Here is a 24,269-nt window from a genome sequence, read left to right as displayed (position 1 = left end):
AGCAAATCTTAAAGCTTATAAAATAATTATTCGAAAGTAACTATTGAATAAATAACTTACTATATTTTTCATAAATACAAAAATCAGAAAAGAGAGTATATGGATAAGGAGGATTACATTCAAAGACAAAAATAGATAGTTTTCAAAATATGTAAAAAATATTACATTTGAGCTCCGTAGAAACCCATCTAAGTAAGTTTCAATAGGCTGCAGATTAATCAAAAATAGATTAATCGGACAATTCAAACTAATCGAGACTTATCATCTTAAATGATTTCTTCATAGCGAAATATAGTCTCAAAGAGTATAGGATTAAAGTAAAAATTAGATTGAGAGTAATAAATATTTGCACTGTTTTTCCTCGATTCTAATATTATAATCGAAAGAATGGGAGGTTACATAAACATTTAGTAACCTTTTATTTGATATTATGAGGTAGAGAAATGAAATTATTAGGAAAATATAAAGTCATGAAACATAAGGTAAAACCAGAGATTACATATCCTTTAGTGAGGCTTCCACGATCGGAAGTAAACCTTGCTGGAGAAACTGCTCATATTTTCAAAACAGAATATAATAGTAAACCTGTTTATTTAATTGCTTTTGAAGAAGAGATTAACTGTGAATTTAAAGTTGTGCAACCTGAAGGCAAATCTGACTTTGAAGCAAGAATAGAAGCATTCAAAAAGAAGGTTAATACGTTCTTAGAATCAGAAAATAAGGATATAAAAGAGAGTGGGCCCGCTGAGATTCGAACTCAGGACCTCCGCCGTGTGAAGGCGACGTCATAACCGTCTAGACCACGAGCCCATGTTGTTTTTGAAATTTAAAAAGGAATAAGCACCATAAAATAGAACTTCTTATGTATAAGCTTATCGCTTGTTAACGATGGTAGGGGCTGCCCCGACGCGTTATGAAATTGTTATTCTATTTTGCTTGGTCTGGATTTCAGCTTTTTTCGATCTCTTATCCAGCCTTTTCAGCCGTTTTTCACTCTGCTAATACTTTATGTAGGGAGTGAAATCCTCAGTTGCTCTACAGGATATGTTCAAGCACATACCACACAAATTAAATAAGTTATAGGTGTAAATAACTCTATAAACTAATTTAATTGTAGGGTTGAAATGATAGAAATCCTCAAAATACTCTTCAGCATTCCCTTCTTACTGTACTCGTGTTATTCTGACCTTAATTCCCGCAGGGTCTCAAATAAGGTCTGGAAATATATGCTTGCATCGGGTTCAGGGTTCGTTTTTTATGAAATTCTCACAGACGGGCTTTCCTACCTTATGCCTCTTCTTTTATCAGGAATTCTTGTTTTTACGGCCGTCTATCTCCTTTTCCAGTTTGGGGCCTTTGGGGGCGGGGATGCAAAGGGGTTGATCGTGCTTTCCATCCTTTTTCCTTCTTATCCGGTGTTTAGCTATTCAGGAAATACATATCCCCTGCTCGGGGTTCCACCAATCGGGATTTTCGCCTTTACGGTACTGGGGAATGCTCTCCTGATGACAACGCTTGTTCCTCTCGGGATGTTCTGCCACAATCTCCTGCATTTCTCGCCTGAGATGATCAAAAAGCCGCTTTACATGTTTATAGGATACCGGACAGAGATTTCTTCCCTGAAGTACAAGAAACACCTTGGCCTGCTTGAAAAATTTGAGCTTGATGAAAGTGGAAGCCTCAAAAAAACATTTGACCGTAGAGGCCTCAACTTCGATGCGGACCAGAAACCGGAACTTGAGGAGTATCTGAAAAAAGGTTTGATTGAAAAAAATATCTGGGTTACTCCCGGCCTGCCGTTCATGCTTTCAATTACAGCCGGGTTTATTACTGCTGTCGTTTTCGGGGATTTGATATTTTATACGGTCATGCGCCTCATTGTAAGTTAAACTTCATGGTGTGTTTTGATAAAATTGAAAACCTTGATGTTTTGAAAACACATATTATTGAGTAAGTGTTAATCTGGTAGGCATTTCTATTCCTATTGGTTCTTTGTTTAATCGCGGTGGTAAAGAAAATAATCCCTTGAGAGAGGAATTATTTTTCACACCTGAATATCTACCTTACAAATCGTTTTATGATAAAGGATGGTAAGGCTTTAGAATAAAACTAATCATCACCGCGCCCTTCTATGACATCAATGATACGCTGGCCGATCAGTGGAGCGGCGGTAGCGGCAAAAGTGGGATTAGGGTGAGAATTCGAAGTGGATACGGCATTTTCCGGCAAGAGGTATAGCCCGCCACCGGTTTCCAGCTCGCGGAAATCCCATATATAGATATTATCGCCGGGTTCATCCCAGGTCGTCTTGACCCAGTTTGCAAAGTCTCTTGCTCTTTTTGCTTCTTCGAAATTGGTCGCACTTTCGACCAGAGCTGGACCGGTCCAAACGATAAAGCGGTTATTCGGAAACTCATGCATCTTTGCTTTCAGGGCGTTGTATTGCAGCTTATAATTCTCTTCACTTTTGACACTGGAAGTTATATCCGGAGAACCGGTCTCAGCAACAACGCTGCTGACCGGGAAGCAGTGCTTCCAGACGATGACATCATAAGTCTGAGTCAGCATCTCCAGGGTCGGTTCTTTCTTATAGGCAGAAGCACCGGCATGGTTTATCCAGATGTTCCAATAATCGTAAGGGTAGTTATTCCATCCATAGGGGCGTGATTTCGGGAATTCCATTTGTGTTATACTGTAGTTTTTGCCGTGATTATTGTTGTAATTCGCAATCTTAGTGTCTACCCCACCGTCCCAGATGACCCCGCCGGTGCTGTGATGGAGATAAATGACCTTTGCCGAGTTCGACATCGGTTCGTCATTTTCAATTTTCGCGGCTATAATATTGTTGTTTGGGTCAGTTACGTTTGATTTTGTAGTCGCATTATTTGCAAATACTACTAACTGTGAATTTTCACTGGCGTTTGAATTATCCGCATCCGAGTTTGAACTACACCCCGATGTCGAGATGAATAAAATAGTAGTTAACAATCCTATGAATTTAATTCCAGAAATTTTACTGGCAAGGCTCATGATAATCCCCCAGACATTACTTATTATTCTTCTGTAAGATCGTTACTATCGGAAAAAGTGAATTTACTCAACACTAACTCAAATTATTAATTATGTTTATTACAATATGAACATTGCCTTGCTATTTAATTATACAAAAATAGTAAAGGAATTTATCAGTAAAAAGTAATAATATTTTTTAAGAAATAATATTTTTTAAGAAATAATGTTTTTTAAGAGTTAATCTCGATATTGTTTATACCACGCCGCGATGCTCTTTGCTCTTCAAAGAATTACCTTTTTTGCACAACAAGCAGCCCGTAAAGAATTGTTTCCGGAACTGGTGGATTTTCAGGCGTGCCTTTTTCAATTCTTTCTTCAGGATAGCCGAGGTTTTCGCAGGTATAAAGTTCAGCTTCAATACCCATCTCTTTAAGGATTTCTGCAACCTCAAGTGAGCCAAAGTTTTCTTCCGGCAGGAGGAAGATATTTCTTCCGTTCTTTAATTCCTGAATCAATTCGGCTTTTGCAGGCTCCGAGTCCCTGCCATGGGCTGTGATTGCGCAGAGGTTGGTCAGGTTCACTTTTGTACGCGCACAGGCCACCTGCATCGAGGAAATCCCGGGTATGACTGTGTCTTTCTCTCCTGCGAATTTTCCGAGCCCTGAAAACATAGGATCGCCTGTAGACAGGACGACTGCATCGGCTGGTAGTAGATGAAGCGACTTATAGTCCTTAATCGGTTTTGCTTCACATTCAATATACTCCCGGGCAATCTCAAGGGCTCTTTTCGCGCCATAAACCACAGAAGCTTTCCTTATAGCCTTTATTCCTTCTTCCGTAAGCATTCCGGGCCCTACTCCGACTCCTACGACAATCATTATTTTTCTTCCCCTTTTCCTGTCTTAATTAACTTTCATTCTTACTGTCCATCAGGACCGATCCATCCCTGTCGATTACCACGATTCTCGCGCCTTTTCCTTTCTCGATTGCCATCTCGAAGGCCTCTTTCAGGCGCATATGTTCAGGCGCTTTTTTAAGCATCTCGACAACGGTTGCGTATCCGCTGCCTTCAAGCATCTCAGGGTTTCCCCATTTAAGGACAAGGCCTGGAAGCCCGCAGATAATTATATCACCAGAAGCGTAATCAAGCCCTTCCGAAATCCTGCTTCCGATCATAACGACTGTATAATCAGGAAAAAGCATATGAGAGTAACGCATTCCTATCCGGCCTGTCGTCAGGACCACTCTGTCCGTGCAGCGTATCAGGTCTCCTCTCATTTCTCCAAGGTGGTCATTCCAGGGCTCAACAAAACCCGTGCTTCCAAGTACGGAAATTCCACCTTCAACTCCTATCCTGCTGTTCAGGGTTTCTTTTCCGGTCTTCTCTCCGTCCGGAATTGAGATTGTAACCTCGGCTCCTCTCAAGCCCAGTTCTTCTATGGCTTCCTGCACTGCGGCCTTTATCTGTTCCATTGGTTTTGGGTTAATAGCTGGCTGGCCTTTTGGAACCTGTAGCCCGTCCCTTCTGACAATTCCTATGCCTTTTCCTCCGAGAATTCGGATTCCTTCAGCTTCCCTGGCTTCTCCCACAAATTCAATCCCCCGGGTAATATCGGATTCGTGGTCGTTTTGAATCTTTTTCACAACTGCACGCCCCTGCGAGGCTTCGCTGACCTCAAGCTGTGCTCTCAATCCCACAGGAGTCGGAACAGATACGTTATCAACCGTTTTCTTAAGGGAAAGGACCGCGGCTTTTGCAGCAGCACTTGCTGTGGTTCCTGTAGTGTATCCTCTTTTGAGGATAGACCCGTCACTCAGAACCACAATCATCCCGGATGCTACTTTTGTTTCAAGTTCTTCCCTGGCAAGCCCGGTACGGACAATCCATTCTTCAGGGATCTTGAAATTGTTAACAGGATCTATCATGGAAGAATACTCGGAGGTTTTTTATTATAAATGTATTGACATCAATTACCAACGGCTAAAGCACTTTGGCTTTCGCTTCTATATCTTAGTTACCTAACTCGGAAAAAACCCGATTGGTTTTTTGTATAAGCCTTGCCATATTTTCTGGTTTTACTGCACATGATAAAAGTAATTGACATCAAAGGTATTATAGAAAAAAGATAGAAAATAGGTAGAAAAAAGATAGAAAAAAGATAGAAAAAAGATAGAAAAGAGGTAGAAAAGAGGTAGAAAAGAGGTGGCATCATTCCAGGAGTGGGGATTTGTTTTTTGGAAATGGGGTTTTTCCTGGATTCTGGAACGATTGGGGATTCGTTCTTCCTATGGGGTGTTGGGGTTGGTGTGTGAAAAATATTCTCGGGAATGATGCCTTTTCAGATGCCGGCACTTGCCTGGCACACTACTACATCTTAAGTTCTATTATATAAATATATAGGAAACTAAGAATGATCTTTCAATATAGAAATATATTGATTGATTACGAATATGCCAGTTATATATCTCTATAATATTTCCATAGAATCCTCATATTTTTGTCTCCCAACTGCATTTTCTAACTTCGCTGAAACAAATTTATCTTTGGAGTATATATTCACTACTCTAACATAATCAGGTTATATGGAAAGGGTACTACCGGACTTAATTCCGGAAATTCAGGTAGGATTAAACTCCAATATGTAAATAAAAACCGAGCCGCTTTTTTTTCAGGTTACAGCCCTTTTTACTGGATTCTTGCAAACATGCGGTCCAGTTCCCCTTTCGTAAATGTGATCACAGTGGGTCTGCCGTGTGGGCAGGAGTAAGGATTTTCAGCTTTCTTAAGCTGTTCTATTAGCTCTTCCATCTGTCTGGTGCTGCAGGCAGCTCCACCTTTGATTGCAGCTCTGCATGCGAGGGTCTTGCAGATCTTTTCCGAAATTCCTGTATCTTTTTTAACTTTTCCTGAGGCTAAAAGGTCCGAAACTATGTCATGGATAACCTCGGGGTCTTCAAGCCGTCCGAAGACCTCGGGTACGAAGGTGACTACGTATGTATTGTCCCCGAATTCTGAAATCCCGAAGCCGTAATCTTCCAGGTAAGGAATGTACTCTTCCATAAGCACTTTTTCTTTAGGTGTAAGGTCTATGGTTATAGGTGTGATCAACTCCTGTACCCTGGACTTTTTCATTTTCAAGACCTGTTCGTAAAGAATTCTCTCGTGAGCAGCATGCTGGTCGATAAGCACAAGGTCTTCTCCCCTTTCGGCAAGGATATACAGCTTAGATACCTGCCCTATAATCCTCAGGTTTTCAAAAGAATCCGTGTTCGGTTTTTGTATCGGCTTTTGCATCTTTTCGGCATTTATCCCCTCAAATTTCTTCTCTTCCGAACCTGTTTTTTCAATTTCATTTTCTTGAACATCTGTTACTTTTCTTTTAATATCTCCTTCTTTCTCCCTTTCCTTCTCTATTTTGTTATCCAGCTTTTTATCACCTGAGATTTCCTGTGTTCTTCCTTCTGCGGTAAAGTCCAGAAGGCGCTCGGAGCGTTTTAGCCTCCTCTCGGTATCTTTTACCGGATAAACATAGTTCTCAGCCTTATCTCTCAGACTTTTGGCTCTTTCAGGAAGGCCAGTTTCCAGAATTCCGTTCTCCTGACTCCTGTTCTCCCTAATCCTGTTCTCCCTAATCCTGTTCTCCCTAATCCTGTTCTCCCTAATCCTGTTCTCCTGACTCCCGTTCTCCTGACTCCCGGTGGCCTTTCCAGCGTCCTTCCTTCCAAAAATTTCCGCAGCTTCGGAGACCTGCAATCTATCTGAAGAACCTGAAACATCGAAGGTCTTCTGAAAAGCCCGGTCTTTTTTTTCCCGAATTTCAGGAGCCAGAGCATTTTCGGAGAGTACTTTTTCGATTGCAAATGTGACCGCATCCCCAAGCTCTTTCTCCCGGCTGAAACGCACCTCGGCTTTTCGGGGGTGTACATTAACGTCTACTTCCCCAGGATCCACAATAAGAGAGAGCACTGCCACAGGATAGCGCTCTTTCGGAATTTTGGTATAATATCCTTCGCGAATAGCTTTATTGACGGCTCTTGAGGTTACCGGGCGGGTATTTACAAACAGGAAAATCTGGTCGCTTTCTCTTCGAGTGTTTTCAGGCTTTGAAATGTACCCAAAGATTTCAAAATCTTCGGTCCTGTACTCCAGGGGGAGCATTGAACGAGCCGTATCCGGGCCCAGAAGATTTACAATACTTTTGAAAGACTCACTTGAGCCCGCATTTCTTATGACTGGCTTTTCTTCACTGAGCAGAGTAAAGGAAATATGCGGATTTGCCAGAGCAAGCTGCGTTACTGTCTCTGTAATATGGGCAAGCTCGGTACGGTCACTTTTGAGGTATTTCTGCCTTGCCGGAGTATTGTAAAACAGGTCTTTTACATGCACAGACGTACCTGGGGCCGTGCCTGCATCCGAAGTTTCCAGAACTTTTCCCCCATTAATTACTATTCTGGTACCTGTAATTTCTTCCGGAGGCCGGGTAAGTATCTCCACCTTTGCAACCGCTGTAATAGACGAAAGAGCCTCTCCCCTGAAGCCCATTGTAGAAATAGTATCGAGATCTTCAATCCGTGTGAGCTTGCTAGTTGCATGCTTTTTATATGCAAGCAAGGCATCTTCCCTGTCCATCCCGCACCCGTTGTCCCGGACAAGAATGGAATGTTTTCCACCTTTTTCGACTTCTATGCGGATGTCCGTAGCACCTGCATCGATTGAGTTGTCTATCAGCTCTTTTACTACGGATGCAGGGCGTTCAATTACCTCTCCGGCCGCGATTTTGTTTATCGTATCTTTATCAAGGAGCCGAATTTTATTTCCCTTATCTTTTTTCTTCCCTTCAATATGTTCTTCCATCATTCCTTTACTCCGTCCAGACCAGAAAAATATTCATTGGACATACTTTACTCGACCTTTACTCGACCTTTAATCCAGCAATTAATTGATCCTTTATTGACCCTTAGCCCAGTCAATCCAGTAGCCTTTTGAGCTCATGAAGCTTGTTCAGGGCTTCTATTGGCGTCATTTCTTCCACATTCAGTTTTCGAAGAGCTGTTTCTACAGGGCTGGGCCTGTTTACCTTTGCTGTATTTCCGCCGCTGTCTCCAGGGTCAAAAAGCATCATCTGGGTATAACGCGCTGTAGCCTTGCTTTTTCTCTTTTTTCCGTTCTTGCCGTCTTCAACCTCTTCGAGCACGTTCTCTCTTTCGAGTTCTTTAAGAATTTCATTTGCCCTTTCTATTACCTTTTCCGGGACGCCTGCAAGTCTTGCAACCTGGATTCCATAACTCCTGTCTGTTGCACCCGGCACGATCTTTCGCAGGAAAACTAATTCATGACCTTCTTCTTTTACTGCAACATGATAATTTTTGACCCTTTTTAATTTCTCTTCAAGGGCTGTGAGCTGGTGGTAATGAGTTGCAAATAGAGCCCTTACTCCCACTTTCCCCCGGTTATGCAGGAATTCCACAACAGCTTTTGCAATGCTGTACCCATCATAGGTACTTGTTCCCCTGCCGATCTCATCAAGAAGCACAAGACTTCTTGGACTTGCATTATTCAGGATATTTGCAAGCTCAACCATTTCTACCATAAAGGTGCTCTGTCCACTTGCGAGGTCGTCAAATGCTCCAATTCTTGTAAAGACCTGGTCAATAATCCCTATTGAAGCATAGGATGCAGGAACAAAAGAACCGACCTGAGCCATAATAGCTATAAGCGCAGTCTGGCGCATATAAGTGGACTTGCCTGCCATATTCGGGCCTGTTACCAGCAAAAACTGGTTTTCCTTGCAGTCAATTTCTGTATCGTTCGGGACAAAACCGCCATGTACGGTGTTTTCAACTACCGGATGCCTTCCATCCCGGATAAGAATCTTGCAGTCATCCGTAAGCTGGGGCCTGATATAATTGTTATTTTCTGCGATTTCAGCGAGATCTGCAAGGACATCAAGCGTGCCTATTCTTTCGGCTGTTTCCTGAAGTTCTCTTGAATGGGCTGAAAGTGTCCGCACAATTTCTGTAAAGATTTCATACTCGAGAGCTATAGCTTTTTCATTGGCTGTCAGGATAAGGCTCTCTTTTTCCTTGAGTTCAGGGGTAAAAAAGCGCTCGGCATTTGACATGGTTTGTTTTCTTATATAATCGTCAGGAACCTGGCTACTGTTGGCATTGGTTACCTCTATATAATACCCAAAAACCTTATTATATCCCACTTTCAGGGACTTTATGCCACTTCTTTCTCTTTCCTTCTGCTGAAAATTTGCAATCCACTGCTTGCTGTTGCTCGCAATATCCTTGAGTTCAGCGAGTTCTGCACTATATTCCGACTTTATCATGCCTCCTTCCCGAACTGAGATAGGCGGCTCGTCAACTATTGCTCTATCTATCATTTCAGCTAGATTTTCAAGCTCGGAAAACGATGCAAGCCCTACTGCAATATCATTTAAAATTGCGGATTCAATGTTTTCTATAAGGGAATCCCGGACAGGAGGCAGAGCTTCAAGGGATTTTTTTAGGGCTACAAGGTCCCTTGCGTTTGAGTTCCCATATACTACCCTTCCTACTAGGCGTTCTATATCCCTGACATCTGAAAGCCAGTTCCGGAGATCGTAGCGGAGCAGAGGCTTTGCTGTCAGTTCTTCAACAGCATCTAGCCGATGATTGATTTTTTCTACGGAAAGTATGGGTTTCAAAAGCCACTTTTTCAGGGTACGGCTTCCCATCGGTGTTTTCGTGCTATTCAGAATGCGGTATAGGGAATTTTCGTCTCCTTCATCTCGCACGTTTTTAACAATTTCGAGATTCCGCAGGGTTACGGAATCAAGGATCATAAATTCGGAATTTGAGTAGGTTCTCAGGGTATTGATATGGGTAAGTTCCCGCAGCTGCGTAGTCTGTGCATATTCCAGGGCAGCCCACGCTGAGTACACTGCAAAATCCAGGTTCTCACAACCCATGCCTTCAAGAGTTGCAACTCTAAAATGGGTTTTCAATTTTTCTCCGGCTTCCTTTGCTCCTGAAATATCGGGGGCAAATTCCTGCACAATAGTTTGGGCTCTCAGTCGTTCAGTAAGGTCTGGATTTCTATACAGGGATGAAGGCAAAATACATTCGGACGGCCGCATTCGAGCAAGCTCGCTTAGAAGCTTTTCAAAATTTTCCGAGTCTCTGAACTGCGTTGTAAGGAATTCCCCTGTGGAAATATCGAGAAACGACACCCCAATTTCAAATTCGGTTTCGGCATTCTTTCCGGAGTTTCCGATTTCTCGCCCAGCGACTGCCATGAGGTAATTGTTTGAGGCATCTGAAAACATGGAAGAATCAATCGCCGTGCCGGGTGTGACTACCCTTACAACCCCTCGCTTTACAATTCCCTTCGCCTTTTTCGGGTCTTCAAGCTGTTCGCAAATTGCCACTTTATATCCTTTATTTATGAGCCTCGGCAGGTAAGTGTCAATTGCATGGTAGGGTATTCCTGCAAGTGGCATTCTCTCTCCTGATTTGTCTTTGCCACGGGCTGTAAGCGTGATCTCCAGTTCTTTTGCAATAGTTTTTGCGTCTTCCCCAAAGGATTCATAGAAGTCTCCCATACGGAAGAAGATAAGTGTGTCAGGATATGCCTGCTTGGCTTCGTAGTACTGGCGCATTGCAGGGGTCATCATTTCAGTCATTTTTTACTCACTGTAGGCCTTGAATTATTCTGTTAATACAATTGAGAAAATAAAATTGAGATTTTTATTGGAAATTCCGGGTTTTTCAGGATTCCTCATATATTGGGTAATGTCTATATCAGGATTCTCTAAATACTGGCTAATAACTTTAGATATAGTAGAAGATACAACATCTTTATTAAAATCATCCTTCTTATATATATTTAACAATTCGATATTGAAAGCCATTTTAAAGGAGGAATTGCTCTGGGCCAGGAAAAACTTATAGAAGTTTGTCCTATCTGCGGAAACGCAGATTTATATTATGAAGTTGGCGGGTATGCAGGTTCGGTTTACCACTGCAAGGAATGTGGGTATATAGGTGCTTTTGTTATTGAAGCTAATGAGGAAATGATCGAAAAAATACGGGAAAATTACCTGCGTAGCAGAGTGATTGAAAATAATAAAAGTAATGAAAGAAAATAAAAATAAATGAGATAATAAATTATAAGTATAGTTATATATTTGTATATTTATGCATCTATATTTATGTATTTATGTTTTTATATATTGTTTGTTGAATATTTTTGGGGACAGCTCTTTTATTTTGGGCATTACGAGAATATACGCTAGTTCCTTTATCAATGACAAAAGCAATAACATGGAAGGTATGCATGCAAAATAGCGATAAACTGCCATTCACCACTTTCTCATCATGTTTAATTTCAATGATGAAATTGCTTTACGTTATGACGAATTTTTGAAGAAGTTTATGGGCAATATATAGCCCTAAGATAAATACACATGCAGCAAATATATTAACTGTAATGAGTGTTTGCTTGCCAACCCATGCAATAATTAAAAAGACAGCCATTAAACCTCCGCCTATAGCTCCCCCTATTACCAACTTTTTTAGCCTACTTTGGTTATGCTTTTTTTCTGGTTTTAGTAAATTTTTGCCAATAACATGAAAAATAAAAAAAACACTGGCAATGATAATAACATAGGATAACAAATTACCAACAGAAATAGAAATCTGAAAATTCAACTGTTGACCTGTTACTGCATTATAAATTAATCTCATCGTTTCTTTGGACATGACAATATGGATTACTCCAAGAATGGATGTGGACAAAAGAAGTGTATCAATAAGATCCAGGACTCGCTCTTTTTGACTTTTCTGTGGCAGTGCAGCTATCACCTCATCACAGAATGATTTATAGTCTTGCCCGATCAGCGTATTAATATCTTCTCCACGTTCTTGAGCAGACAGGACCATTTGTAGCAAATCCTGCCTTACGACTTCCTGATCATGCTCTGAAATGTTTGCCAGGCGCAGATAGCATACCATATCGGTCATGACAACATTATTTTCTTCGGTTAATAGCTTATCCAGTTCGTTATTCTCTTGATTCAGCATTTTTGTCTCAGTCTTCATCATTATTCCCCAACGTGAAATAATTGATTTACAGCATGATTGAGCTCTTGCCAGTTATTCATGAATGCCTCCAGTTCTTTTTCTCCCACCGGTGTGATGGAAAAATACTTGCGTTTTGGCCCAAGAGCCGACTCCCGATATTTTGCCGTTATGAGATTGTTCTTTTCAAGGCGGAGCAGAAGCGGATAAATTGTGCCTTCTGAAATATCTGAAAAGCCATATTTCTGCAATTGCTGAGAAATTTCATAGCCGTAAGTTTCTTTACTGCTGATTACTTTTAATATACAGCCTTCCAATATTCCTTTGAGCATTTGCGATGGTATCAATATGCTACACCTCTTTTCGCGCACTACGTTTTATAGTAATACTATGGCTACCTTGTAATACAAGATAGTTGCACTATCAATAATAAATGTATTGGTATTATTGCTAATTAGTTCGGCATTATACCGGTTTTGTTAGAACTCACTTCCCGTAGTATTTTTTCGTAAATTCATATTATATTATTCTCACTATCGTTTTTCATTAAACGTGGATTTATTGTATTTTTACGCAGTAGGTAAAAGCACCTATGTAGTGTATTTAAAGACCAGAAAATGATATCAATCAATTTTCATAACTTTCCACAAATAGTTTAAATTAATCAAATCTGTTGAAAAAACGATATCAAGAAAATTGTTAATTTTCAAAAAAATATTGACGAATGTGGGAGGTAATCCTCAAAATAATGCAAAAATTCTACTGTTTCTTCTTTAAGAATAACTCAGAAATAAAGCGTGATGTTAATACAAAAGTATAGTAACTTTAACTTCCTCGTTTTTAAGCGCATAAATATCGCTTGGTATCGATACATGCGCTTAAATTTAAGGATCAAACAACAGCAATATTATTAAATTGCAATCGTCTGATCTCACAGAGATACAGCATGGCATATATTTGCCTAAAAAGGTTGAAGTTTAAGATAGTAATCTAGGTGATTTTCCAGGTGCAAACTTTCACATATTAAACAAAATCGAATTTTATATAACTGTATATCACTTCCCTTTGTAATATCTCTAAACAATTTTGATTTATAACGATATCGAACCCGCTAGTAAAAATACCCCGACACCCAGCGAAAACTTTTACGTATCGTAATTTTATTTGACACAGTTTTTCCATCAACGACTCAGAACGACTTTATCAATTTTAACTCTGAGTATATATGAGTCGTATAATTGTATATTGGAAGTATAAGCATATATAACTTTTTATCGACTAGCTATCCCAAATATACAAACAGATCATTATTTTTTCTTTAACCTGATAATTTAATATTATATATAACAAGTAGAAACCAAACGTACAAAATACAATAGATTATTTCCGTTCTAATACAATGAAAAAACGACGAGAGAATCTAAATTGAACCCGAAAACAAAGACAAGTAAAGCCCTAAAGATAGATGCAACAACGTTTAAAGCCTATCAAAATTAGCATATAAATTAAATTTTGGTGGGGCCGCTGAGATTTGGACTCAGGTCGCAAGACCCCCAGTCTTGCAGGATGGACCAGGCTACCCTACGGCCCCGCAGAGCAGATTGTACTTTCTCAATGGCAAATCTCCTTCTTTGTTTACCATCGTCAACTATTGTAATCAAATATGTAGTATAAATGAGTATCGGTAGAAGAGAGTAGGTAAATTCTTTATCTTATATTTTATACAGTAGTTCATTACTCATAGACGTCATCCTTATCTGGATTTCTTAGCATGATCAGAGCTATTACGGTTTTTGGAGATCAGCTTCGGAAGGCGTACTCAATATGCTTTTTGCCCGAAGGACTCGCTGGATAATAGTGATATGGGAAAACACAGCTACAAGTACCAGAGCCCAGCTTAGAAAACCTGAAATTCCGCCCAGGGCCAGGAGAACCATTCTTTCCGTACGTTCGGCAATTCCGACTGACAGTTTCCGGCAACCTGCGGATTCCGCACGGGCGCGGGTGTAGCTTACCAGGAAGGAGCCTATCAGGGCAAAGCCTGCCCAGAGCCAGCCTTCTATTTGCACAATCGGGGAAAGGACAAGCCTGCCGTTAACTGCGCCTGCTATTATTCCGAGAAACATTAGACCATCAGAGTATCGGTCGCAAACCGAATCGAGCACGCCTCCAAAAGGCGTCATCCGGTCTTTTGCCCTTGCAACTCCTCCGTCAAGGATATCAAAGACCCCGCTAAACAGAATAAGAAGACCGCCTGCAAAAGGTTTTCCCAGCGCAAATGCTGCCCCTGCAGCGATGCTTACGGCGAAACCCAGCAACGTGAGGGTATTCGGAGATAAGGGAATCAGGCGGGCAATGGGAATTATCAGCTTTCTGGCGCTGTTTTTGAGTTCGTCGAAGATATTTAATCCCTTCCATTTACTGGCTGCGTGTATAGCTACATATAGATGATAGTATGGTTGAACATTAGCTTATCTTTTTTGGAAAAAAACCTGTCCGTACTTTTAATCTGTTATTAAGGGCTTCCTGAAGTTCATGAACAGTTATCCGAACAGAATGTAGACAGGGACAATAAAAGAGTTTTTGTCAAAAAGGAAGTTTTTAAAGATTTTCTGGTGATTTTTAAGGATTTTTCAGGTATTTACTGACTTGATAGTGACCTCTGAGTAGTTTTATGATATATCAGTGATTTATAAGTGATTTCGCGACTTTTAATGGCTTCTGAGTGGCTTCTCATCAAGAACGAACTTATAAGAATTTACATCAAAGGGGAACTTTTAAGGATTTCCTGTCAAAAAGGAAGATTTATTGATCCCTATTAAAAATATTTGTTAAAAATACCTGTTAAAAATACCTGTTAAATACCTGTTAAAAATACCTGTTAAAAATACCTGTTAAAAAACGAATAAGTCATATAAATTTAAAATGATATGGAGTTAAAAAATGGAAATCGTAGAAAAGCACAGATCAGAGTGTAAAGAATGTGGACAATGCCTTAAGGTTTGCCCTCGCTACAATGACCTGGGTTTGTTTAACCGGTTGTACGGATATCTGGAAGGAAATTCGGACATTGATGCCGGCTCTCTGCTGCGCTGCCTGACCTGTGGGCTCTGTACAAATGCATGTCCCGTAGGGCTGGGAATAAAAACACTTATTTCTCCTGCAAGGCAAAAGTGGGTCCGTGAACATGGCCTTACCGACAGGCAGACAATGGTAGACCCTGAAGCTGAGAATAACCTTTTTAAGAAGATTGCCGAGCTGGACGAAACTCCTGCGTACAAAGAAAGTTCAGGTTCAGTAGTTTATTTTCCTGGCTGCGCAGGAACGTATATCAACAAAATCATGGCACAGGCTGCAATTGCATTGCTGGATAAAGCAGCAGTCGATTACACTGTCCTGAGCGGGGTCGAATACTGCTGCGGAGCCGTATCTGCGGGTGCCGGAGATCCAGGGCCTATTCATAGGAACGGACAGCGAAACATTGAAGAAATCCGAAAACGGGGGGCTAAAACTCTTATTACAGCCTGTCCTGGCTGTTTTAAGGCATTTAAAGATATCTACCCTCGAATTTTTGGGAAACTTGATTTTCAGGTGCTGCACGTTTCCCAGTACCTTGAGCTTCTTATAAAGGAAGGAAAACTCACTCCCGAGGCTGTGCTAAAACATAAAGTCTTTTATCATGACCCCTGTCATCTGACCAGGTCAATGGGAGTATATCAAGAAGCAAGAGATGTGCTTGAGCAAATTCCGGGCACCGAGCTTGCCAATGTAACTCCTAAAAACTCGGCTTGCTGTGGCTTTGGAGGTGGAGTAAGGGTCAATTACCCATCTGAGTCCCTGGGTGTGGCCTCTGACCGCTACAGAGCTGCCGAAAAACTGGGCTGTGATGTAATTATCACTAACTGCGGGGGTTGTATGCAGAATCTTATTGAAGCCGGGCAGGACGAAAAAATAAAAGTCTTTGACCTTGCCGAATACCTTTCCCTCGCCTGCGGAATAAAAATCGAGAGGGAAGATTCCAGAATGCTGGAACTCGTCAACAGGGCTTACAGGCTCTGCATTTCGGGATATGGAGAATCCGAAGGTTTATAATCTTACCTTGTAATCCTCGTATCCTTTTTGATTTCATTACCTTTTTTGTTAAAAAGAAACTTCGTTATTTGCAACATACAGGATAGATGTTTAGCTAGCAGGATATGTAACCCGCTGCGATTACATGATAAAAGGTCTCATGGCTCATAAAAGGCTCTTCCTGTAGTTTATTTCAGCTTTGCAATTAAGGGCCTATTTTACTAATCCTTTCCCTTTACGAATCTTTTCTCGAAGCTTTCAAATAAAGGTAACTATGGGTGACATACTTTTCTAAGTAGTAATAAGTTATATATATTATTATATAGTACAACGGTTGCCGGTTTCATGGTTTGAAAGGACGCAAATAGAGAAAAAGGTAAAAAGCTGAGACAGATGGCAATCTATGGACAAGGTGGTTGGAAAATCCACTACAATGCAAAATCTGATTCCGGCTTTTTCGACCATGGGCAACAAAATTTTGCTTTTGGGGCGCAACCTGAAGGCAGACTCCCCAGAATGCTACTGGAAGTCTTAACCAGAAAAAACTTTCTAAAAATCCATTTTGAATATTTAATATTTATATTTTTTGATATATGAATTTTATTTTCTTCCTCAATATACAAATAAAACTCAAAAAACCAAAAACTATAAATACTACCCCTGAATTCACTACAGAATTTTTAGAAAAATATATATATGCGAATAACCAACAAAGTATTGGAGACATCTGAGAGATGAGTTATCAGACGGGATTAAAATGGCACGAAAAACACCCCATCTGCTAAAACACTCATGAACCCCAATCAGCGTAATCATGAACTCTTCATGGTTTCATTGTCTCGCTTGAGGTGATCATGGCTTCCCACCCATGGTGATCGTGAGTTTCTTCCTGTACATTCATCGCTTCATCCAGAAGCATGAGCTTACAGCCTGGATGTTCACGAATAATCGTGATAATTACAGGATAGAAGTCTCTATAGTTCTAAAACTAAAACGGAGGATGCAACATTAGCAAAGAAGAATTGCTTCAGGAACTTGCAGATGCTATAATTTCCTGCAAGAAGGATACAGTACTCGCTGTAGTTGAAAAAGCTAAAGGAGAACTGGAACCTTCTGAAATAATTGAAAAAGGGCTTGCAGCAGGCATGAACGAGGTTGGTGTCCGTTTCGAGAGAGGAAAACTGTTTCTGCCACACGTAATGATGGCTGCCGATGCGATGACTGCAGGAGTTGCAGCGCTTAAGGATCTTATGCCTGAAGGAGCTTCCGGCTCAAAGCTCGGTGTTATTGTGAACGGTACCGTTGAAGGTGATGTTCATGATATCGGAAAGGCAATCGTGTCCACAATGCTCCAATCTGCCGGCTTTGAAGTCCATGACATCGGTCGTGATGTTCCAATCAGGAACTTTATTGAGAAGGCAAAGGAAGTCAATGCCAATATGATTGGAATTTCCGCCCTTATGACCACAACTCTCCAGGGACAGAAAGGTGTAATTGAGCTCCTCAAAGAAGAAGGACTCAGGGACAAAGTAAAAGTCATGGTAGGCGGTGCGCCTGCAACCCAGGCCTGGGCTGACAAAATCGGTGCAGACTGCTATGCTGAAAACGCAACCGAAGCTGTTGCAAAAGCAAAAGAACTGCTGGCTTAAATCATTCTTATTCGGAGGTTATAAAAATGGCAAAAAATAATGCAGTTGCTGGATTTAATGCACTTAATGGCGTAGAATTAAACCTTTTTACTAATGATGAACTTAAGGCAATTCACTATGCAACCATGGAAGTTCTGATGGAACCAGGAATTCAGGTTTCTGATCCAGAGGCAAGGCAGATCTTCAAGGAAAATGGCTGCGAAGTTAACGAAAAGACCAACGTCGTAAAGATCCCTGAATATCTTGTAAGAAAAGCTCTTCAGCTAGCCCCATCCAGATTTGTACTCTGGGGCCGTGACAAAAAGTTTAATACCGTTCAGGAATGCGGTGGCAAAGTTCACTGGACCTGCTTCGGTACCGGTGTTAAGGTCTGCAGATACCAGGACGGCAAGTATGTAACAGTCGACTCCGTCGAAAAAGACATTGCAGACATTGCAAAACTCTGTGACTGGGCAGAAAACATTGACTATTTCTCTCTGCCAGTCTCTGCAAGAGACATTGCAGGTCAGGGCGCTCAGGATGTTCACGAAACACTTACCCCTCTTGCAAACACCGCAAAGCACTACCACCACATTGACCCTGTTGGCGAAAACGTCGAGTACTACCGGGACATTGTAAAGGCCTACTACGGCGGCGACGAAGAAGAAGCAAGAAAGAAACCTATTTTCTCCATGCTGCTCTGCCCTACCAGTCCGCTTGAGCTCAGTGTAAACGCCTGTCAGGTCATCATCAAGGGCGCTCGCTTTGGAATTCCTGTAAATGTCCTGAGTATGGCAATGTCAGGTGGTTCTTCTCCTGTATATCTTGCAGGTACTCTTGTAACCCACAATGCCGAAGTTCTTTCAGGAATCGTACTTGCTCAGTTGACAGTTCCTGGATCTAAGGTCTGGTATGGAAGTTCCACAACCACCTTCGACCTCAAGAAAGGTACAGCACCTGTAGGATCTCCTGAACTCGGTCTTATCAGTGCTGCAGTCGCAAAGCTTGCCCAGTTCTACGGCCTTCCCTCCTATGTGGCAGGTTCCTAGTCTGATTCCAAGGTTCCGGACAACCAGGCAGGCCACGAAAAAACCATGACCACCCTCCTGCCTGCCCTTGCTGGTGCCAACACCATCTATGGAGCCGGAATGCTTGAGCTCGGAATGACATTCTCAATGGAACAGCTTGTAATTGACAATGATATCTTCAGTATGGTTAAGAAAGCCATGAAGGGAATTCCTGTCTCGGAAGAAACTCTTGCAGTTGAATCTATCCAGAAAGTAGGCATCGGAAACAATTTCCTGGCCCTTAAACAGACCAGACAGCTTGTGGATTACCCGTCCAACCCAATGCTCATTGACAGACACATGTTTGGAGATTGGGCTGCAGCAGGCTCAAAAGACCTTGCAACAGTTGCACACGAAAAGGTAGAGGACGTTCTTAAAAACCACCAGGTAATCCCAATCGATGCAGACATTCTCAAGGACATGCAGGCAATCGTGGACAAGGCTGACAAAGCCTTCAGAGGCATGTAATTAATATCCAGATATTCAGGAGATCTAAAAATGGCAAACAAAGAAGAAATCATTGCAAAAGCAAAAGAAGCAATCACTGACTTTGACGACGAACTTGCAGAAGAAGTAGCAAATGAAGCCCTTGCCGCAGGAGTTGACCCTGTAGAGCTTATTGAGAAAGGCTTTACCGCAGGCATGGAAGAAGTAGGAGAAAAATTCGGTCAGGGTGAACTTTTCCTGCCACACGTACTTGCAGCTGCCGAGGCAATGAATGCCGGTATAAAAGTTATCACCCCTGAAATGGAAAGGCGCAAGTCTCAGACCAAGAGCCTCGGAACCGTTGCTATCGGAACCATCGAAGGCGACATCCATTCCATCGGAAAGGACATTGTAGCTTCCATGCTTAACATTGCAGGTTTCAAAGTAGTGGACCTCGGAAGAGATGTCCCAATTAAGACTTTTGTAGAAAAAGTGAAAGAACTTAAACCCCAGGTTGTTGCATCCTCCGCCCTTATGACAACCACGATGGTCAACCAGATCCAGATTGAGGAACAGCTGAAAGAAGCAGGTGTCCGTGACCAGGTAAAGACTATGGTCGGTGGCGCTCCTGTTACCCAGGACTGGGCAGACAAGATCGGCGCAGATATCTACGGCGAAAGCGCTAATGACGCAGTTGCCAAAGTAAAAGCAGCCCTGAGTGTCTGATAAAGCAGCCTTAGAAAACGGTTTAAACTGCAGAAAATGTATTCAAGCATACATTTTCTGCAACACTCTATTTTGTGCATTTTTGTGAGACTGTAGCCCAGGATATAGCTGGAACAGTTCTTGCAAGTCATACCACTCAAGGGAATATTACAAAAATGGCTGAAAAGATTGTAAAAACGGAAAACTTAGATGCAGTCTCAAAAACAGCTAAAAACAGCAGTTGAAAGCAGCTAAAAACAAGCAGCTAAAGCAGCTAAAAACAAGCAGCTAAATCAGCTAAAAACAAGCAGCTAAATCAGCTAAAAACAAGCAGCTAAAGCAGCTAAAAACAGCAGTTGAAAATAAGTTTGAATCTAAAAAAACTTGAAACATATTCCCGAGGTGTGAAAGCCGCAAAAGGAGTTTTTGGGCTGCACTTTCAGGTTGTGGAGATGGACTGGAGATTACGTCCTGAGGGAACTCCACAGCGTTCTGAAAAATGGAGGGATTTTCCGTGGATTTAAAAGCTTTAAAAAAACAGGAAAGCAAGAGAAAAATCAGTAAAGGGTATATGTGGGCCCTTTTCTGTGCTGTGTTCTGGGGAATCTGGTATCTTCCAGGGACTGTTGTGTGGGTGCTGAACCCCTTTGATGAAATGTATAATACTATTGCGAAAACCGGCGGTGACGGCACAGCTCTTGTTGTAACGGCTATTCTTATTACGGCCTTCAACGCTCTTACTGTCATGCTGGCGCTTATGCTCTGGAATGGAGTGCTTGGCAAATACGGGGAACTTGTCCGGACAATTAAGGAATTCCACCCATGTTCCAAGTGGTTCTTCCTCGCCTCTATCTTCGGAGGGCCGATGGCAATTCTCGGTTCTTTCATTGCTATGGGCTTTATTGGTGGAGCATTCGCAGCTGTTGCAGCTCTTCTTTACCCTGTGGTGGGCTCAATTCTTGCTTACTACTGGTATGGAGAAAAGATCTCTAAAAGAGCGGCAATGGGTATAGGAGTCATCATTATAGGGGGCATTACGATCTTCGGTGGCGGGCTCCTGACTGAGCTTTCTTCAGGAAACGTCCAGTGGATCGGATATCTCGGTGGCTTGATGGCTGCTGCCGGCTGGGGTATTGAAGGTGCAATCGCAGGTAAGGGACTTGACATTTCAGAGCCGGACGTAGGGCTGACCCTCAGGTTCGTAGGTGAAAACCTGATCTGGTGGGTTATTATTGTTCCGATACTCGCAATTTTCGGCTACCCGATGTATTCCTTTGCACTTCAGGCCTTTGAACCCCTGACCCTGCTTGTCCTTATCTTTGCAGGGATTACGTTTGGTTTCTGTTATGTCTGCTGGTACAAGTCCTTCCCGCTTATCGGGGTTGGAAGAGGCCAGGGTATAGGAAACCTCTACGGGCTATTTGCTATCATTTTCATTTTCCTCTTCTTCGGGGATGTCCCGCAGTGGACCATCCTTGTTGGAGGCACTCTCTGTGTTATTGGTAGTTTCGTCATGTTTACAGAAGACACAAGTGCACTTGAAACTCTGAGAGGTGAGTGAAATGAGTGGAAATCGTCCTATTAAATTCAGGATTCTGGAAATCTTGCTGGATGGAAAAGAACATTGGAATTATGAGATAGTTCCTCAGATCCAGGAAGAATATGGCATGAAGAGTGATTTCTATAGGGACAGCATCAACTTTGACATCCTGGAACTGGCTTCCGGAGGAATGCTGAAGGATGTGGAGCAGAAAGTCGACGAAGAGGGAATCTATAAAAAAGGCTTCCTTCTGCACAGGTATGTGATCACAGACTTCGGCAGAGTTCGAGGTTCTGATGCCTGCCTCAGATATGTTTGATTCAATGGAGGATAGAAAATATGACGCAAACAGCAGTGGCTCTAGCAGCTTATAATGCATATTGGGCAGATTCCTTCATACCGGAAGCAAAGATACTGTGGATGGTTTTGGTCCTTATTCTGGCGATAATAGCTCTCTGGCAAGCCAGAAACTTTGTATCCCAATTTTGAACCCCAGAATATAGTTTTTCGAAATCTGAATTAAAGACAAATTGAACGGAGGATAAAAATGGCAACTGAATACGCTTTGCGTATGGGAGACGGTAAACGTGTCTACCTTACCAAAGAAAAGATAATTGCAGAGATCGAAGCCGGAACTGCAAATGCTGCCGATCTTGGTGAGATTTCTGCTCTGAATGGCAATGAAATGGACAAGCTTGCAGAGATCCTTATGATGCCAGGCAAGGCTGTTAGTGTCGAACAGGGCATGGAAATTCCTGTAACACACGACATAGGCACAATCAGACTTGACGGTGACCAGGGCAACAGTGGTGTCGGTATTCCTTCCAGTCGCCTTGTAGGATGCATGACGCACGAGCGTGCTTTTGGTGCTGACACAATGGAACTCGGGCATATTGATTACAGTTTCAAGCCTGTCAAGCCTGTCGTATCAAATGAATGTCAGGCAATGGAAGTCTGTCAGCAGAACATGATTGTTCCACTGTTTTACGGCGCAATGCCAAACATGGGGTTGTATTATACTCCTGATGGGCCTTTCGAGAACCCTGGTGACCTTATGAAGGCTTTTAAGATTCAGGAAGCCTGGGACTCAATGGAACATGCCGCAGAACACCTGACAAGAGACACGGTTTGGGTCATGCAGAAACTCTTTGCATCCGGTGCCGATGGGGTCAACTTCGACACAACCGGTGCAGCAGGCGATGGTGACATGTATGGTACACTCCATGCGATTGAAGCACTTAGGAAAGAGTTCCCTGACATGTATATTGAAGCAGGCATGGCAGGAGAATGTGTCCTTGGTATGCATGGAAACCTTCAGTATGATGGCGTTACCCTTGCAGGTCTCTGGCCTCACCAGCAGGCTCCTCTTATTGCAAAGGCAGGAGCAAATGTTTTCGGGCCAGTATGCAACACCAACACCAGCAAGACCTCAGCCTGGAACCTTGCCCGTGCAGTTACTTTCATGAAAGCAGCTGTCGAAGCGTCTCCAATCCCCTGTCACGTTGACATGGGGATGGGTGTGGGCGGAATACCGATGCTTGAAACTCCTCCTATTGATGCCGTTACAAGGGCAAGCAAAGCAATGGTAGAAATTGCAGGCGTAGACGGCATATAGGTCGGGGTCGGCGACCCTCTGGGTATGCCGATCGCACACATAATGGCTTCAGGTATGACAGGAATGAGAGCTGCAGGAGACCTTGTTGCAAGGATGGAGTTCTCAAAGAATATGCGCATAGGAGAAGCAAAAGAATACGTCGCAAAGAAACTCGGGGTCGACAAGATGGACCTCGCAGACGAGCACGTTATGCGTGAGCTGCGTGAAGAACTCGACATCGGAGTTATAACGTCAGTACCAGGCGCTGCAAAAGGTATTGCTGCAAAAATGAACATCGAAAAGTTGCTCGATATTAAGATTAATTCCTGCAATCTCTTCAGAAAGCAGATCGCTTAAGGAAATAATTCAGGTAGAAGCCTGAATGTTCCTCCACAGCAGGGATAAACAAGATCCAGACTGGACTACTCCGGGCCTGCCAAAAAACAGCAGTAAAATAACTATAAATTCTTCAGCAGGTCTGAATAGTTCTTCCTTGGAAAATAGCGACCACCTCCCCTGCTGTCTTTTTTATTTTTTTGAGAGCTTACTTCTATCCTGATACAACCATTGGATCCTCAACTATAACCTGCTTCCCTGTAGCCATTGCTATATCTAGCGAGGTATCTTCGTTTTTGAGGTATCTTCATCTGGCGAGGTATTTGTGCCTGGAGAAAAAGTAGTATTTACAATGTTAATGGTCAGCCTATTGGCAATTTCAGAGTTTCGCATCTATCCCTTTCTTCCTTAATATTTTTATTATAGGTCTGTAAGTTTACATTGTTTTCACTCCACTTGTCTTGGTATTCTTATTATTTATTCCCCAATTCGTCCCATTTCGAAATATTTATATATTTTTACGTGCTTTTATTTATTGGCAAATAAAGTTTACTTGATTTGTTTACTAAAGTGCCATATTAAATCTCCTTAAATCTGCAGACTCCTGAATTAATTTGCCTTTGAACCTCCATTAATTTTTCTCCTTTTTTATTTTTTACATTTTGGTCCTCTTTTCGGTTTTATTTCCATCTTTTATTGCCAAAAACGCAAAATAGAAACAGACTCCGGTTCCTTGTCTTCTAGCCCAAGGTTTATTAGTTGAAACGATAATTATGCAGGGAATTCAAAGTTTTTCGTTCAAACCTTTTTTGAAAAGGCTTGCA

Annotated in this window: 17 protein-coding genes, 2 tRNA genes and 2 pseudogenes; 11 read left to right on the top strand and 10 right to left on the bottom strand. The window is 42.0% G+C overall.

Translation table 11 applies throughout. The features are described from left to right. Nucleotides 1-736: 736 nt before the first annotated feature. A tRNA-Val gene (locus tag FXW07_RS03960) sits at nt 737-810 on the bottom strand. Between the two features lie 314 nt (nt 811-1,124). On the opposite strand from FXW07_RS03960, the gene FXW07_RS03955 reads away from it, so the two are divergent. Continuing rightward, entirely contained in the window at nt 1,125-1,889 is a 765-nt protein-coding gene (locus FXW07_RS03955) for an A24 family peptidase C-terminal domain-containing protein (protein WP_229393849.1), read from the top strand. A 220-nt stretch (nt 1,890-2,109) separates the two neighbouring features. On the opposite strand, the gene FXW07_RS03950 is transcribed toward FXW07_RS03955, so the two are convergent. From FXW07_RS03950 to FXW07_RS03910, 9 genes are all read right to left on the bottom strand, one after another. Next, nucleotides 2,110-3,030, bottom strand: a complete 921-nt coding sequence (locus FXW07_RS03950) for a hypothetical protein (RefSeq protein WP_229393848.1) — start codon at nt 3,028-3,030, stop codon at nt 2,110-2,112. Nucleotides 3,031-3,302: 272 nt separating this feature from the next. Next, nucleotides 3,303-3,890 (bottom strand): cobalt-precorrin-7 (C(5))-methyltransferase, encoded by a 588-nt coding sequence (locus FXW07_RS03945; protein ID WP_229393847.1) that lies wholly within the window; start codon nt 3,888-3,890, stop codon nt 3,303-3,305. Between the two features lie 28 nt (nt 3,891-3,918). After that, nucleotides 3,919-4,938 (bottom strand): cobalt-precorrin-5B (C(1))-methyltransferase, encoded by a 1,020-nt coding sequence (locus FXW07_RS03940; protein ID WP_229393846.1) that lies wholly within the window; start codon nt 4,936-4,938, stop codon nt 3,919-3,921. Between the two features lie 760 nt (nt 4,939-5,698). Beyond that, on the bottom strand, nt 5,699-7,870 hold the full coding sequence (gene mutL / locus FXW07_RS03935) for a DNA mismatch repair endonuclease MutL (RefSeq protein WP_229393845.1): 2,172 nt from the start codon (nt 7,868-7,870) through the stop codon (nt 5,699-5,701). A gap of 109 nt (nt 7,871-7,979) precedes the next feature. Beyond that, a complete protein-coding gene (gene mutS, locus FXW07_RS03930; RefSeq protein WP_229393844.1) occupies nt 7,980-10,682 on the bottom strand; it encodes a DNA mismatch repair protein MutS in 2,703 nt (900 codons plus the stop codon). A gap of 721 nt (nt 10,683-11,403) precedes the next feature. Beyond that, entirely contained in the window at nt 11,404-12,099 is a 696-nt protein-coding gene (locus FXW07_RS03925) for a hypothetical protein (RefSeq protein ID WP_229393843.1), read from the bottom strand. 2 nt (nt 12,100-12,101) lie between these two features. Then, entirely contained in the window at nt 12,102-12,425 is a 324-nt protein-coding gene (locus tag FXW07_RS03920; RefSeq protein ID WP_229393842.1) for a PadR family transcriptional regulator, read from the bottom strand. Nucleotides 12,426-13,591: 1,166 nt separating this feature from the next. Continuing rightward, nucleotides 13,592-13,669: transfer RNA gene (locus FXW07_RS03915), tRNA-Pro, on the bottom strand. Nucleotides 13,670-13,862: 193 nt separating this feature from the next. Next, the gene (locus FXW07_RS03910) at nt 13,863-14,423 is read right to left on the bottom strand and encodes a CDP-alcohol phosphatidyltransferase family protein (RefSeq protein WP_084626048.1); all 561 of its coding nucleotides are present in this window, start codon (nt 14,421-14,423) and stop codon (nt 13,863-13,865) included. Between the two features lie 598 nt (nt 14,424-15,021). Between FXW07_RS03910 and FXW07_RS03905 the strand changes: the two genes are divergently transcribed. The 10 genes and pseudogenes from FXW07_RS03905 to mtbB all read left to right on the top strand — a co-directional run bounded on the left by FXW07_RS03905 (nt 15,022) and on the right by mtbB (nt 23,466). Continuing rightward, a complete protein-coding gene (locus tag FXW07_RS03905; RefSeq protein ID WP_229393840.1) occupies nt 15,022-16,170 on the top strand; it encodes a (Fe-S)-binding protein in 1,149 nt (382 codons plus the stop codon). A gap of 382 nt (nt 16,171-16,552) precedes the next feature. Continuing rightward, nucleotides 16,553-16,684 (top strand): hypothetical protein, encoded by a 132-nt coding sequence (locus tag FXW07_RS19200; RefSeq protein ID WP_255678617.1) that lies wholly within the window; start codon nt 16,553-16,555, stop codon nt 16,682-16,684. A 472-nt stretch (nt 16,685-17,156) separates the two neighbouring features. Further along, entirely contained in the window at nt 17,157-17,798 is a 642-nt protein-coding gene (gene mtbC / locus FXW07_RS03900; RefSeq protein ID WP_229394335.1) for a dimethylamine corrinoid protein MtbC, read from the top strand. Between the two features lie 26 nt (nt 17,799-17,824). Continuing rightward, nucleotides 17,825-19,312: pseudogene (gene mttB / locus FXW07_RS03895) on the top strand ([trimethylamine--corrinoid protein] Co-methyltransferase). Between the two features lie 30 nt (nt 19,313-19,342). Then, nucleotides 19,343-19,996: a methyltransferase cognate corrinoid protein gene (locus tag FXW07_RS03890; RefSeq protein WP_048117652.1), complete on the top strand. Its 654-nt coding sequence runs from the start codon at nt 19,343-19,345 to the stop codon at nt 19,994-19,996. Nucleotides 19,997-20,343: 347 nt separating this feature from the next. Beyond that, nucleotides 20,344-20,499 (top strand): hypothetical protein, encoded by a 156-nt coding sequence (locus FXW07_RS03885; protein WP_229394350.1) that lies wholly within the window; start codon nt 20,344-20,346, stop codon nt 20,497-20,499. Beyond that, a complete protein-coding gene (locus tag FXW07_RS03880) occupies nt 20,475-21,536 on the top strand; it encodes a DMT family transporter (RefSeq protein ID WP_229393839.1) in 1,062 nt (353 codons plus the stop codon). The genes FXW07_RS03885 and FXW07_RS03880 overlap by 25 nt, the downstream gene beginning before the upstream one ends. 1 nt (nt 21,537) lies before the next feature. Further along, nucleotides 21,538-21,834 (top strand): hypothetical protein, encoded by a 297-nt coding sequence (locus tag FXW07_RS03875; RefSeq protein WP_048117658.1) that lies wholly within the window; start codon nt 21,538-21,540, stop codon nt 21,832-21,834. 20 nt (nt 21,835-21,854) lie between these two features. Then, on the top strand, nt 21,855-22,004 hold the full coding sequence (locus FXW07_RS03870) for a hypothetical protein (RefSeq protein WP_197078811.1): 150 nt from the start codon (nt 21,855-21,857) through the stop codon (nt 22,002-22,004). A 58-nt stretch (nt 22,005-22,062) separates the two neighbouring features. Continuing rightward, a pseudogene (gene mtbB, locus FXW07_RS03865) lies at nt 22,063-23,466 on the top strand ([dimethylamine--corrinoid protein] Co-methyltransferase). Nucleotides 23,467-24,269: the final 803 nt, after the last annotated feature.

Origin of the sequence: Methanosarcina sp. DH1 (genome assembly GCF_020804205.1) — an archaeon.
Classification (GTDB): domain Archaea; phylum Halobacteriota; class Methanosarcinia; order Methanosarcinales; family Methanosarcinaceae; genus Methanosarcina; species Methanosarcina vacuolata.
Note: the sequence above shows the minus strand (reverse complement) of the source record. Positions and strands in the feature narration are given on the sequence as shown.

Excerpts from the sequence above, each read along its gene's own strand:
- FXW07_RS03955 (WP_229393849.1), top strand. The coding sequence starts at position 1,125 with ATGATAGAAATCCTCAAAATACTCTTCAGCATTCCCTTCTTACTGTAC.
- FXW07_RS03950 (WP_229393848.1), bottom strand. The coding sequence starts at position 3,030 with ATGAGCCTTGCCAGTAAAATTTCTGGAATTAAATTCATAGGATTGTTA.
- FXW07_RS03945 (WP_229393847.1), bottom strand. The coding sequence starts at position 3,890 with ATGATTGTCGTAGGAGTCGGAGTAGGGCCCGGAATGCTTACGGAAGAA.
- FXW07_RS03940 (WP_229393846.1), bottom strand. The coding sequence starts at position 4,938 with ATGATAGATCCTGTTAACAATTTCAAGATCCCTGAAGAATGGATTGTC.
- mutL (WP_229393845.1), bottom strand. The coding sequence starts at position 7,870 with ATGATGGAAGAACATATTGAAGGGAAGAAAAAAGATAAGGGAAATAAA.
- mutS (WP_229393844.1), bottom strand. The coding sequence starts at position 10,682 with ATGACTGAAATGATGACCCCTGCAATGCGCCAGTACTACGAAGCCAAG.
- FXW07_RS03925 (WP_229393843.1), bottom strand. The coding sequence starts at position 12,099 with ATGAAGACTGAGACAAAAATGCTGAATCAAGAGAATAACGAACTGGAT.
- FXW07_RS03905 (WP_229393840.1), top strand. The coding sequence starts at position 15,022 with ATGGAAATCGTAGAAAAGCACAGATCAGAGTGTAAAGAATGTGGACAA.
- FXW07_RS19200 (WP_255678617.1), top strand. The coding sequence starts at position 16,553 with ATGGACAAGGTGGTTGGAAAATCCACTACAATGCAAAATCTGATTCCG.
- FXW07_RS03890 (WP_048117652.1), top strand. The coding sequence starts at position 19,343 with ATGGCAAACAAAGAAGAAATCATTGCAAAAGCAAAAGAAGCAATCACT.
- FXW07_RS03880 (WP_229393839.1), top strand. The coding sequence starts at position 20,475 with ATGGAGGGATTTTCCGTGGATTTAAAAGCTTTAAAAAAACAGGAAAGC.
- FXW07_RS03875 (WP_048117658.1), top strand. The coding sequence starts at position 21,538 with ATGAGTGGAAATCGTCCTATTAAATTCAGGATTCTGGAAATCTTGCTG.
- FXW07_RS03870 (WP_197078811.1), top strand. The coding sequence starts at position 21,855 with ATGACGCAAACAGCAGTGGCTCTAGCAGCTTATAATGCATATTGGGCA.